General features: G+C 69.5%; 10 protein-coding genes and 1 pseudogene. 6 read left to right on the forward strand and 5 right to left on the reverse strand.

Annotated features, from left to right (window positions below; all coding sequences use genetic code 11):
• From ABZX96_RS25210 to ABZX96_RS25225, 4 genes are all read left to right on the forward strand, one after another.
• Entirely contained in the window at positions 1–531 is a 531-nt protein-coding gene (locus tag ABZX96_RS25210; protein ID WP_355548596.1) for an NUDIX domain-containing protein, read from the forward strand.
• A gap of 137 nt (positions 532–668) precedes the next feature.
• Positions 669–1,064 carry a hypothetical protein gene (locus ABZX96_RS25215; RefSeq protein ID WP_355548599.1) on the forward strand — a complete coding sequence of 132 codons (396 nt, stop codon included), beginning with the start codon at positions 669–671 and terminating at the stop codon, positions 1,062–1,064.
• On the forward strand, positions 968–1,354 hold the full coding sequence (locus tag ABZX96_RS25220; RefSeq protein ID WP_355548731.1) for a hypothetical protein: 387 nt from the start codon (positions 968–970) through the stop codon (positions 1,352–1,354). Before ABZX96_RS25215 ends, ABZX96_RS25220 begins: the two co-directional genes overlap by 97 nt.
• 629 nt (positions 1,355–1,983) lie before the next feature.
• On the forward strand, positions 1,984–5,805 hold the full coding sequence (locus ABZX96_RS25225) for an AAA domain-containing protein (RefSeq protein WP_355548602.1): 3,822 nt from the start codon (positions 1,984–1,986) through the stop codon (positions 5,803–5,805).
• A 61-nt stretch (positions 5,806–5,866) separates the two neighbouring features.
• Here ABZX96_RS25225 and ABZX96_RS25230 read toward each other — a convergent pair.
• A pseudogene (locus ABZX96_RS25230) lies at positions 5,867–6,091 on the reverse strand (prevent-host-death protein).
• A gap of 211 nt (positions 6,092–6,302) precedes the next feature.
• Here ABZX96_RS25230 and ABZX96_RS25235 point away from each other — a divergent pair.
• Positions 6,303–6,476: a hypothetical protein gene (locus ABZX96_RS25235; RefSeq protein ID WP_355548605.1), complete on the forward strand. Its 174-nt coding sequence runs from the start codon at positions 6,303–6,305 to the stop codon at positions 6,474–6,476.
• A 220-nt stretch (positions 6,477–6,696) separates the two neighbouring features.
• On the opposite strand, the gene ABZX96_RS25240 is transcribed toward ABZX96_RS25235, so the two are convergent.
• Positions 6,697–7,461, reverse strand: coding sequence for an SDR family oxidoreductase (locus ABZX96_RS25240; RefSeq protein ID WP_355548608.1), 765 nt, complete (start codon positions 7,459–7,461; stop codon positions 6,697–6,699).
• Between the two features lie 64 nt (positions 7,462–7,525).
• Positions 7,526–8,200: a ScbR family autoregulator-binding transcription factor gene (locus tag ABZX96_RS25245; protein ID WP_355548611.1), complete on the reverse strand. Its 675-nt coding sequence runs from the start codon at positions 8,198–8,200 to the stop codon at positions 7,526–7,528.
• A 235-nt stretch (positions 8,201–8,435) separates the two neighbouring features.
• Here ABZX96_RS25245 and ABZX96_RS25250 point away from each other — a divergent pair, with 235 nt between their 5' ends.
• On the forward strand, positions 8,436–9,431 hold the full coding sequence (locus tag ABZX96_RS25250; protein WP_355548614.1) for a ScbA/BarX family gamma-butyrolactone biosynthesis protein: 996 nt from the start codon (positions 8,436–8,438) through the stop codon (positions 9,429–9,431).
• A 53-nt stretch (positions 9,432–9,484) separates the two neighbouring features.
• Here ABZX96_RS25250 and ABZX96_RS25255 read toward each other — a convergent pair whose 3' ends face one another.
• Complete coding sequence (locus tag ABZX96_RS25255; protein ID WP_355548617.1) at positions 9,485–10,804, reverse strand: cytochrome P450; 1,320 nt, start codon at positions 10,802–10,804, stop codon at positions 9,485–9,487.
• A gap of 240 nt (positions 10,805–11,044) precedes the next feature.
• Complete coding sequence (locus tag ABZX96_RS25260) at positions 11,045–11,767, reverse strand: ScbR family autoregulator-binding transcription factor (RefSeq protein WP_355548620.1); 723 nt, start codon at positions 11,765–11,767, stop codon at positions 11,045–11,047.
• Positions 11,768–11,975: the final 208 nt, after the last annotated feature.

Raw genomic sequence — 11,975 nt, forward strand, 5'->3', positions numbered from 1 at the left:
ATGCCCAACAATCCGCCCGACGAAGGGAACACCGTGGCCCAGCAGACCGACGACCAGCCCAAGGCCCTCAAGCCGGCGCTCGAATCGATGACCTTGCTGGTCGCGGCCGTCATCGTCCACGACAAGGACACCAACCGCGTCGTCCTTCTCCAGCGGAGCGAGAACGCGAAGTTCGCCCAGGGCCTGTGGGACCTCCCCGTCGGCAAGAGCGAACCGGGCGAGCCCATCACGGAGACAGCGGTCCGCGAGCTGTACGAGGAGACCGGCCTCACGGTGAAGCCCGATTCCCTTAAGGTCGCCCACATCATCCACGGCGCCTGGGGCGTCGAGGCCCCCAACGGCTTCCTCACCGTCGTCTTCGCTGCCCATGAATGGACCGGCGAACCCGAGAACCGCGAACCCCGCAAGCACTCCCAGGTCCGCTGGGTCGACGCCAATGCCATCCCCGAGGAATTCGTAGACACCACCGCCAGCGCCCTGCATCAGTACTTGGGTGGCAACTCTCAGGTATCACTTGACGGGTGGAACTAGCCCGCTCATCCAATGCGGGCAGATCTTGAGCCAACAAACGACAGCACGGGAGACCTGGGTGCAGGGGCCGTCCGTATCACGGCCGTCCGATCAAGAATTGCGAGTAAGCGTGGCTCGAAGGGGTTGCGCAGCTGAGAGTGGGTAATGGGGCCGCTGCGGCTGCATCTTTTCACGCGGCCGTCGCGCACAACCCTCTTGCTGCTGACGCCTGGCTGGGACTGCATGCCGCGGGACAGCTCCAGGGCCAGGCGATCGAGGCCATGCACGGTCAAACCCAGTCCTTCGGCGCCATGCGCACGAAGCTCCAGACCCCATTGTCCTCCCGGTTCCAGGTCGGGAGCTACGTGAACTTCCGTTTAGAGACGCCCCGCGACCTGTGGCTCGCCAAGGCGGCGAAGTTCTTGTGGACGACGGCCTACTCGATCAAACATGGAACATGCTCTCCCACGCAGTGCTCGACTGTGACGAGACCCGCTTCGTCTGCGCCCTCGGGGAGGGCTTCCCTGCCTACTCGGCTGACGAGCTGGTGCTGATCGCGGAGTCGTTCCTGGTAGCCCAAGGCGATGCCCTTACCGGCGAAGCAGCGGTCGCACTGCGCACGTCATGTGACCTCTTCGTCACCAATGGCCTGATCGACCGGCTTGGTAATGGTCGCTTTGCGCGTGAACTCGCTCGGAAGGCTGCCACATTGCGGGTCCTGCGGGTCTACGACGCGCATGGCAGCTTTGGGGCCCCGTCGGAGGACGAGGTCATCACGCTGCACGGGGGTGATGCCATGGACGCGTACCAGGAACTCACTGAAAGCGTTCCGCCGAACCGCTGACTGGGGGATCGCGGATGTCTGCCAGTCCGCAGCCGGTCCGCAGGACGCCCGTAAACGGTCGTCGGGAGCCAACGCGCGCCAACCAGAAAACCCCAGGTTAGAACCCTGGACGGGGCTCCATCGCAAGTCCGGATCAGTCCGCGGGCATTCCGCTTCAACGTGTAGCGGTCGGCGTACCACCACGCCGCTGATCCGGCAGACGCGCGGATCGGAAAGGGGCCGACTCTTCCGAGTCGGGCCCTTGGCCTTTTCCCGTGCCGGGAGGGTGCCGGGAGGGTGCCGGGTAAAGACGAAGGCGCCCGTGCCGGGACGGGCTCTGTGTGGTGCCGGGCGGCAGGGAACGTATATACGGACGGGTGGGGTCGTGGGTCGACTCCAGGAGGCGCTTGGCGAGGCGCCCAATTAGTCGGGCCTGGGGTTGTCCCCGCCGTGGCTGTCACGACGGCGGTGTGCTCGATCGATGCCGCAACGCACCTACCGCATCGGTCCTGTCGATACCGCGATCGCGTATTCCGGGCTCTGCTACGTTGCCTCGGCACCGACGATCTCAGGGGGGACGCGTGAGGGCTGCCAAGCGAGCGAGGGATGAGCGGCAGCGTCAAGCGCGGATCCTGCGCTATTGGCGGGCCGTGGAGTATTTCTCCCCGCCGAAGGTCGAGCCGGTGGATCCGCGCAAGAACCTTTTCGCCGTGGGACCGGATCGGCCGCTGCCCTGGGAACGCGGATCCGTCGTCAGCCGGACCCGGCCCCGGCCGAACTCCGTGTGGCAGCACACGGTCTACGCGGGGGTCTTCAAGGTCGACAAGGTGCGTGACGCCTTGTTGCGGGCGTTCCGTGTTCCCGAGTCCGAGCAGGATCTCGATGGCCGGATGGGCGGCGACAGCGCCGTGCTCTGCTTCACCGTGAACCAGGACGGGGTGCTGATCAAGGACAGTGCCACCCTGTCCTCGTGTGCCTGGGCGGTCGGGCGGACCCTGCGTCCCGGGCCGCAGAGCGACCAGTGGCTGACCGGTTTCGACGAGGACAGCACGCGCCTGCTGCAGCGGCTGCTGGACCTGGGCGACGGGAAGGTCGAAGTCGATCGCCGGCCCCCGGCCGGCCCCGCGTCGCAGCGGTCGGAGTCGCCGCCGTCGGGGCTCGGCCCGGTCGCGGGGCTGATGTCCCGCATCGTCGTCAGTGCGGCGAAGGGCGGGCTCGGGGTGGCGGCCGGTGTGGTGAGCGGAGGGCTGGGGCCCGTGGCGGGGCCGGTGGCCGCGAAGGTGATCGAAGACATCGGCGGTGAGGTGATCGATTCCGCCGCGGCCAAGCTCACCGGCCGTTCCTCGGGCGACAGCGCGGGATCCGGCCACGATCCGGGCGGCGGCGCGGGATCCGGCCACGACCCGGGCAGCGGTGATGCGGAGGAAGCCGGGCAGCGCGAGGCGGAGCAGGAGGGACCCCCGGCCGAGGTGGGCACGAAAGTCCTGGACGTGCATGACCTGGCGGCCATCACCCGGTGGGTGGCCGAGCAACTCGGCGTCGCCGACGCTCTCCGGCCCAACGCGATCCGGGTCAAGAGTGTTCAGGTCGCGGCACGGCGCGCGGACGAGGCGGGCGAGGACGTCTTTCTCAACAGCTTCTACGCCGACGACCTGGAACAGGTCGCCGATGTCCTCGAAGCCGGACAGGCCGGCACCGCCCTGGTGGATTACCTGCGGGCCGAGACGGACCTGGACGCGATGGACCGCTTCGACGTGCGGCGCCTGCCGGAGGTCGTGCTGGAGAGCGTGCAGCCGTCGAGCATGCCCCTGGGCCGGTGGCCGGCGGATGCCGACAAGCCGCTGGTGCTCAGCCAGCAGTTCGCGGTCAACCGCATCCTGGCGAGTCTCGGGCAGGACGACGGCGGCGGCCTCTACGCGGTCAACGGACCACCCGGAACCGGCAAGACGACCATGCTGCGCGACCTGATCGCGGCCCTGGTGGTCCAGCGGGCCGAGCGGTTGGCGGTCCTGGAGCGGCCGGAGGACGCCTTCGCCTCACAGCCGCGTACCTGGCGCACCGAGGAGACCGCCGGCAAGACGTACCCGCAGACCATCCACCCCCTGATCCCCGAACTCACCGGCTTCGAGATCGTGATCGCCTCGTCCAACAACGGAGCGGTGGAGAACGTCACCCTGGAAGTCCCCGGCGCGCGATCGATCGGTGACGCGTGGCGAGGACGCGCCGATTACCTCGCCGGCCCCGCCAGCCTGGCGCTGGAGGAAGACGCCTGGGGTGCGATCGCCGCACGCCTGGGACGGCGCGGCAATCGGTCCGACTTCGTACAGCGCTTCTGGTGGGGCGGGCAGGGCAAGGGCGACAACAGGACGAGGCCGGAGGCGAACGGGGACAGCCCGCTCCTGGGCCTGCACAAGATCCTGCAGCTGCAGGGCATCCACCTCTCCGCCTCCCCGCGGAACGCTCGGAGCGCGGGTTCTGAAGCCGATGAGGCGCCGCCGCTGGGGAAGGGGACCTGGAAGCAGGCGGTCCGGCGCTTCATCAGGGCCCGCGGTCGTGTGCACGCGCTGGCCGCGGAGCGCCAGGAGATCGCGGATCTGCTCGCCCGGCTCGCCGGGCCCGACGCCCTCCTGGACGAGCTGGTGGCCTGGGAGTCCGGCGCCCAGGACACGCTGCTGCTTCTGCGAGAGGAGCAGCGCCGTGTCGAAGGGGAACTCGCCGACCACCGGGAGGGGCACGCCCGGCGCCGGGACGCGATGTCCGCCGAGCGCACGCGACTCGACCTGGCCGAAGCCGAGGTCCGCTCCGGCGAGGAAGGCGTCAGGACGGCGGAGTCGGCGCTCCGCGCCCACGACGCGGACAAACCCGGCCGGATCAGGAGACTGGTCACCCGAGAGCCCATGCGGCGCTGGGAAACCGGGCGCCTATCGCTCCAGGCGGATGTGGAGGCCGCGGACGCCCGTCTTGCCGAGCTCGAATCCGTTCGGGCCGCACGACAGGCGGCTCTGCGCTCCGCCCAGGGGGAACTGGATCGGGCACTGGCCGCCATCAGACGCACCGAGGCCCGGCTGACCGCGTGCGAGCAGGCACGTGAGCGACAGGCCACCCTCGCCACCGAGGCCGGACGGCAGGTGGCCCGGCGGCGCCGCGAGCAGCAAGCCGAGCAGCACCGGCTGGCCGCGGCCGAGGAGCGGTGGGGCGACCACGTGCCGGGAGCCGAATGGCGGGCGGCCCTCGACGACCGTCAGGCGATGGAGACCCGGGAGCGGTCGGCGCCGTGGATGGACGCCGAGTTCGCCGAGGCGCGCTCGGAACTCTTCCTCGCGGCACTGGACCTGCACCGCGCGCTGCTGGCCACCGCGCCCGAACGCATGCGCAAGAATCTGCGGGCCGTGATGGAGGTGGTCAAAGGGCAGGCGCCGGCGGATCTGGACGCCGACACGGTGCTGGCCGCCTGGCAGATGCTGTTCCTGGTGGTTCCCGTGGTCTCGACGACCTTCGCGTCGGTGGGCCGCATGTTCGCCCGGCTGGGCAGTGAGGCTCTGGGCTGGCTGTTCGTCGACGAGGCCGGCCAGGCCGCCCCGCAGGAGGTGGTCGGCGCCCTGTGGCGGGCCCGTCGCGCCGTCGTCGTCGGCGACCCGCTGCAGCTCGAACCCGTGGTCACCCTGCCGTGGACGGGCCAGCGGCGCTTGGCCGGACACTTCGAGGTGGACCGCCGGTGGGCCCCGGCCGCCGCCTCCGTCCAGTCCCTCGCCGACCGCCTCAACCCGTACGGCACCTGGCTGAAGGACCAGGACGGCGAGGACATCTGGCTCGGCTCGCCCCTGCGGGTGCACCGCCGCTGCGACCGACTGATGTTCGACGTCAGCAACAAGATCGCCTACGACGGGATGATGGTCTACGGAGTCGTTCGGGACCAGGACGACTTCCCGCTGGCGCAGCGCAGTGTGTGGTGGGACGTCCGCGCCCTGCCGGTCCAGGAGAAGTGGAACCCGGAGGAAGGAACGGCCCTGGAGATCACCCTCGACCGGATCCGCACCCGCATCGACGAGGCGATCCGCCAGGAACGCCCGGACATCGGCGAGGCGTTCCCCGGCGAGGCCGCGGGAGGGGACCTCGCCGCGGAGCGAAAGCGCCGTCTGAACGAGTCCGTCTTCGTCGTCAGCCCGTTCCGCGACGTCGTCCACGGCATCCGAAAAGTGGTGGGCGGGAGTCTCACCTCCAAGCGCTTCGGCACGGTGCACACCACGCAAGGCAAGGAAGCGGACATCGTGATCCTGGTGCTGGGCACCGGTGCCGACCAGGTGGGGCCCCGGAACTGGGCCGCTCAAAAGCCCAACCTCCTCAACGTCGCCGTGACCCGCGCCCGTCGCCGCCTCATCGTCATCGGCGACATCGATGCCTGGTCGCGGCACCGCTACTTCAAGGACTTGGCACAGCACGAGCTGATCCACCGGTGGACCCCGGAGCGCTGAGCCGGCGGAAGGCCGTCTGAGCTGCTGGGATGACATTTCCGTTCGGAAGACGGTGTGTTACTCACTCACCGCGTGCCAGGGTCTCCCTCATGATGTCCTCGATCGGGATGCCGGGCGCCGGGACGGCCGCGCGCTCGTCGATGATCCGGTTGATCTCGCGCTCTTCCCATTCCTAGTACTCGCGCGGCACGTCGATGGGCACGCCGTTCCGGTCGGCTCGCGCCAAGAGCTCGGCCAGATGTGCCCGGGGGTCACGGATGGACTCTGTGGGCGGTGACTGTGTCATGTGTCCATGTGCACCGAGTGTTCCTTGCGTGCACCATGGCCCATGGCCGCTTGAGGGTGCCGGATGAGCTGCGACTGTTCTGGAGCCGTGCTCCCTGGCACGGTTTCTCTCCGGCGTGGCGCAATACCACGTTATGGTCGCGGCGTGGCGAAGACGAAGACGGTCACGATGGACGCTGCCCGCAGAGCTGTTGGTGAGCAGGAAGGCGCATATGGACAATGTCTCCGGCTATGTCACCGAGTTGGCCGAACGGGCTGAGCGGCGCGGGCTTCTGCGGGAAGAGCTGGACGGCTATCAAGGGGAATGCGGGGCGTTCACCGATGAGGAGATGGCCGAGGCCCGCGCGCTCCTGTACGGGACCGAGGAGTCGGAGCGCGCAACGTGAATGTCGAAGTGCCGGGGCTCGATTCGCGGGTTTTCTCCTCGGGGGTCGACCGGGGTCGCTAGGCGATGCGGCTCCTGGAGCACGCGGAGCGTGACGGGATCGATGTGGTCATGTCGGCTGCCACGATCAGCGAGGTTTCGTGCGGAGCCGTCGCCCTGTAAGCGGACGTGCCGGAGCCACCAACGCCCTCAGGCCCCGCCCCCTCACCACCCCGCTTCCCTCACAACCCCGCCCCTCCACTCACACTGATCCACTGCCCCGTGATCCACCGCGCCTCGTCCGACACCAAAAAGGCCACCGCGTCCCCTATATCCGAGGGGCGTCCCATGCGGTTGAAGACCGAGAAGGCGGCCAGGCCTGCCGCGGCCTCGGGGGTTTGGCGGAGGGGGGCGTTCATGTCTGTTTCGACGAAGCCGGGGGCGACGGTGTTGACCGTGATGCCGCGGTGTCCGACGTGTTTGGCCAGGGCCAGGGTCAGGACGTCTATCGCGCCTTTGGACATGGAGTAGGCGAGGGATTCGGGGAAGGCGGTGCGGGTCGCCGCCGAGGAGACGTTGACGATGCGGCCGTCGTCGCGCATGCGGTCCAGGCCGTATTTGGTGACGAAGAAGGGGCCGCGCGCGTTGATCGTGAATACCTCGTCGAAGTGGTCCTCGGTGGCCGTCTCGATGTCGCCGAGGGGGCCGATGGCGGCGTTGTTGACGAGGATGTCCAGGCCGGGCGGCAGGCCGGAGTCGTTCAGGGCGGCGTCGAAGGCGCGGTAGAGGACGCGGGCGGCGTCCGGTCTGCCGAGGTCGGCGGCGACCGGGAAGGCCGTGCCGCCGTCGTCGCGGATGGCGTTGACGGTGTCGAGTGCCGCGGCCTCGTTGTCGCAGTAGTGGACCGCGACGGCCGCGCCGTCCGCGGCCAGGCGCTCGGCCACTCCACGGCCGATGCCCCGGCTGCCTCCGGTGACGAGTGCGGTCTTGCCTTTCAAGGCACCCATAGGTGACTTGCCCCCTGTCGCGATGACTCGCGTGATGTGAATGGAAAACCGTGCGCGTGGAGCGTCAGTCGTCCGGGCTCTCGGCCTCGGCGGACTCGGCGGCCTTGGAGGCGGCCAGGAAGTCGGCGTAGAGGCGGGCACCGCGCTCCGGCGAGGTGTCCACCTGGCCCAGGACCCCCGGTACGGCGATGCTCGGCAGCACCAGGCCGTACAGGAAGGAGACCCGCTCCGCGAAGTCGGCCATCTGGGTCATGGCCTGCGCCATGAGCTGGGTTCCGGTGAACGCGCCGACCATCGCCTGGGCGATCTGCTCCGGGTCGACGTGCGGGAGGACCTCGCCCTGGTCCTTGGCGGCGGACAGCTGCTGTGCGGTGAGCTTCACCCAGTCCTGCCAGGGCCAGCCGAAGAAGCGCTGGGCGCTCTGGTCCGCCGCGATGCGGGCGGCGCCGCGCAGCAGGGGCTCCCTCGGGAGGCGGTGAGCGAGCAGCAGTCCCATGTCGACGAACGTCTGGACCTTGATCGGGTGGTCCGGCGGCGGCTCCGTCACGGCGTGGTCGAGAACGCCGCGTGCCAGGTCCTCCTTGGAGGCGAAGTGGAAGTACAGCGCGCCCTTGGTCACCTTGGCCTGCTCAAGGATCTGCACGATGGTCGCTGACTCGTAGCCGTGTTCGGCGAAGACCGCGGCAGCGGCTTCAAGCACCGCGTTGCGAGTCCGGATCGCACGTTCCTGGCGTGCCATACAAGGTCTCCCTGACAAGTGGTGGCGCTGACCGGCCCGTTTTCCAAACCGGCCGCCCAGTATCGTATGACATGGCCAAAGATGCCCAGACTCCCCGCAACTCCCTATTGCCGTGGTCCCAGCATGTGGAATCCGGTCCGCCGCTTTTTAGTGCGCATCATCAAGAACCGATTGGTCGGTATTTTAGTACCATGAGGGCGCGATCTTCGCCGCAACGATGACCCGGGGGGGGGCCATGATCGATTTTGCGCAGGACAGCCAGTCACCGTCCGCTTCGATGATGCTGTTGGAGATTCCCGCGCCCAGCCGGAAGGCCGCGGCGATCACCCCGGCGTTCGCTCACCGAGCCGCCGCCGAGGACGTTCTCGTCACCGACTGGCGCAGGCGCGGCGACACCGCTTTCTCGCTCACGGTCGACTGGTCGAAACGGCACCGCTTCTTCGCTCCCGCCCGGGGGAGCGCGCACCACCACATGCTGATCGCCCAGACCCTGCGCCAGGTCGGCCTGGGGCTCACGCACGCCGGGCTCGGCGTCGCCACCCACGGGAACCACTTCCTGCTGGACGACCTGATGTACGCCGTCGATCCGCGCCAGCACACCTCTATATGGGCGCCGCTTCGGGCGGAGGCGGAATACAGCTGGACCGGCCGCCGCGGCCTGCGGGTACGGATCGGCCTGTATCAGGACGGCCGGCCGTTCGCGACGGGGAAGTCCCACTTCAGCTGGGTGCCGGAGAGGGTCTACCGCAGGCTGCGCGGCGACCGTCTCACGGCGCGACCGGGGGCGATGCCCCGCCCCGTGGCGCCCTCCGTCGTGGGGCGGTCCGCCGTTGACGAGGTGACCCTCTCCGCCACGGGCCGCCCGAACCGCTGGGAACTGATCAGCGATACGGGGCACCCGGCCCTGATCGACCACGCCGTCGACCACGTTCCCGGGCTCGTTCTTCTGGAGGCGGCGCAGCAGGCCGCGTATGCCTTCGCCGGGGAGGGGGGATTCGGCCCGGACGGGGGAATCGCCCCGGACGGGAGGTTCGATCCGGACGCGGAGTTCGCCCCCGTGTCCGCCGCGATCCGTGCGCATCGGTACGTCGAATTCGACAGTCCGTGCTTCATCGAGGCCCGTGCGGTGAAGGCGTGGTCGGCGGGGGCGAGCGCGGTCGAGGTGACCGGTGTCCAGCGCGGAGAGGTCGCCTTCCGGTGCGTGATCCAGGGCTACGCCGGACGTAGGTGATCCACCGTTCGCCCGGGGGCCACGGCCGGCAGGTCGTGGCCCCCTTTCGTGTCTCAACCGGCCACCAGGCAGGGGACCGGCTCGGCCTGCCGACGCGGTTCGTGCCGCTCGTGCCGCTCGTGCGGTTCGTGCGGTTGGTGCTGCTCGGCGGGGGAGGTCAGCAGGACCGGGAGTTCGCGGTGTCCGTTGGAGATGAAGGACGCCACCGGCTGCAGCGCACCGGACGGCACGGCGAGGCTGAGATCGGGGAAGCGCGTGAAGAGCGTGGACAGGGCGACGACCGCTTCCATCCGGGCGAGCGGCGCCCCCAGGCAGTGGTGCACGCCGTGGCCGAAAGCCAGGTGCTCGCGCCGGGTCGGCCGGGTGACGTCGAACCGGTCCGCGTCCTCGCCGTGCGCCCGCCGATCGCGGCCCGCCCCGGCGACGGAGAGCAGGATGGCCTCGCCCCGGGGGATCACCACGTCGCCCAGGTCGACGTCCTCGACGGCGTAGCGGAGCATCAGGTTCGCGGCGGCCGGTTCCCAGCGCAGGGTCTCCTCGACCACGTCCTCCCAGGACGCCCGCCCCGACCGGACGAGTTCGAGCTGGTCGGGGTGGGTGAGCAGGGCGTGCACCGCGTGGTCGATGAGGTTGACGGTGGTCTCGTAACCCGCCGACAGGAGGTGGACGAGGGTGTCGAGCAGCTCCTGATCGTCCAGGGGCGCGTCGTCCCCGTCCTCCAGGGACGCCCGCTGCTTGAGGACAAGTCCGCTGGTGAGGTCGTCTCCGGGGTTCTTCCGTTTGGCGTCGACCAGTTCGCCCAGAATCCGGTAGAGCGACGCGGCGGACCGGGCGATGACGGCCGCGTCGGCCGAGGTGTCGAAGAGGTGGTCGAAGATCTCGCAGAGCTCGTCACGGCGGTGGCGCGGGACGCCGAACAACTCGCAGATGACCCGCGCCGGCAGCGGGACCGCGAACCGGGCGCGGAGGTCGAGCGCCCCTCCCGCGGGCAACGCGGCCAGCTCGTCGAGCAGTTCAGTGGCGATGGCGCGTACGGCGGGGTAGAGCGCCTTGGTCCGGTGCGCGGTGAACGAGCTCGACACCAGCTTGCGCAGGCGGGTGTGTTCCGGGCCGTACGCCGTGAACATGCTGCGGATGGACACCCACATGGACAGGGCCCAGTCCTCGGGCACCTCCCCGTTCGTCCAGGCCGGCCAGTGGCGGACGGCGTCCTTCGAGACGTCGGGCGAGGTGAACAGGTGGCGTATCGCCGCGGGGTCGGCGACGGCCCAGGCCCTCACCCCGCCCGGGAGTTCGACCGGGACGGCCGTGCCGCCACGGCGGATGCGAGCGGCCTCGCCCTGGATGTCCTGGCCGGCCGCGTCGATTCGCATCGGGCATCCCTGCATGTTCGGCATCCTCTTCCGTTCCGTGGACAGTGCTGCGTGCGACCGGTGCCGGTCCGGGCCGTCACGGCCGGTGTCACCGGCGGCGGGAAAGGCAAGCGCGTGCGCGAGGCTTTCGGGCGGCGGGACGACCGGCGGGATTCGGCCAGACCGGGACCGTGGGGGGGACGAGAGAGTGTCACACTCCGCAGCTATTGATCATCACGGAGTCATGACGCTTTGGTGAATTCAGGGATGCGGTGCGCCGCCTTCGCCGTCGCGGGCGCCGGCGGCCAACTCGTCGGCGAGGTTGCCGGTCGGCTCGTCGGCGGGGCCGGTGGCCGGCCGGTCGGTGGGGCCACCGGTCGGTTGATCGGCGGGGCTCCCGGTCGGTTTCGTCACGGCTATCCGGGGCATCAGCAGCTCCCAGAATCCCGCGAGCGTGCGCCGCGAGAGCCACTCCGGTTCCTCGTGCCCGAGGTGCCCTAACCCCGTCATCGTGGCCATGATCGTGGTCGCGACGTCTTGAGGGGTCACGTCGCGGCCGAGCGCGCCCTCCCGGGCGGCTTCGTCGACGAGCCGGCGGACGCAGGCGTGCCACTCGCTGCTCAGGTCGACGTCGGACTCCCAGGTGAGATCGGCGTTCAGCTGGAAGCCGGCCCGGAACACGATGTTCCCGCGCAGCAATCGCAGCACTCCGTACGAGGCGTCCGACAGCGTCTGCAGCGGTGGCTTGCCGCTGTCGTGGGCCTCGCGCATCACGGCGCGCAGCGTCTCGATCGCGGCCAGCTCCACGGCCTCGGCGAGCGCCGCCTTGTTGGGGAAGTGGAAGTGAAGGGCTCCGGTGCTGACGCCGGCCCGCTTGCTGATGTCGTTCAAGGTCGCCTGGGCGTAACCGTGCTGGTCGAAGGCAACGGCGGCGGAACGGATCAGATCGCGGCGGGTGATCGCCGCCCTCTCCTGCTTTGTCAACGGTCGACTCCGTGCTGACTCTTCATCCCCGCCGCCACGTCGCAGGTCCATGAGGGGCAAGGAAACCGGTCGAGCGGTGTTGTTCGGATGAATGGCGCTAGCTCCGGTGCCGAGACCGCATGGGTGCTGCGGCCTCGGTCGATCCAGAGGGGGTGCGAGCAGCGTACGTGCTGGTGAGAAAAAAACCAACCATGCTGCATTATTCGGC

This window comes from Streptomyces sp. NPDC003077, from assembly GCF_040611095.1.
GTDB lineage: Bacteria > Actinomycetota > Actinomycetes > Streptomycetales > Streptomycetaceae > Streptomyces.

What these genes read in the sequence shown, in the direction of transcription:
- ABZX96_RS25210 (WP_355548596.1), top strand. Translation starts at nt 1, where the DNA reads ATGCCCAACAATCCGCCCGACGAAGGGAACACCGTGGCCCAGCAGACC.
- ABZX96_RS25220 (WP_355548731.1), top strand. Translation starts at nt 968, where the DNA reads ATGCTCTCCCACGCAGTGCTCGACTGTGACGAGACCCGCTTCGTCTGC.
- ABZX96_RS25235 (WP_355548605.1), top strand. Translation starts at nt 6,303, where the DNA reads ATGGACAATGTCTCCGGCTATGTCACCGAGTTGGCCGAACGGGCTGAG.
- ABZX96_RS25240 (WP_355548608.1), bottom strand. Translation starts at nt 7,461, where the DNA reads ATGGGTGCCTTGAAAGGCAAGACCGCACTCGTCACCGGAGGCAGCCGG.
- ABZX96_RS25245 (WP_355548611.1), bottom strand. Translation starts at nt 8,200, where the DNA reads ATGGCACGCCAGGAACGTGCGATCCGGACTCGCAACGCGGTGCTTGAA.
- ABZX96_RS25250 (WP_355548614.1), top strand. Translation starts at nt 8,436, where the DNA reads ATGATCGATTTTGCGCAGGACAGCCAGTCACCGTCCGCTTCGATGATG.
- ABZX96_RS25255 (WP_355548617.1), bottom strand. Translation starts at nt 10,804, where the DNA reads ATGCGAATCGACGCGGCCGGCCAGGACATCCAGGGCGAGGCCGCTCGC.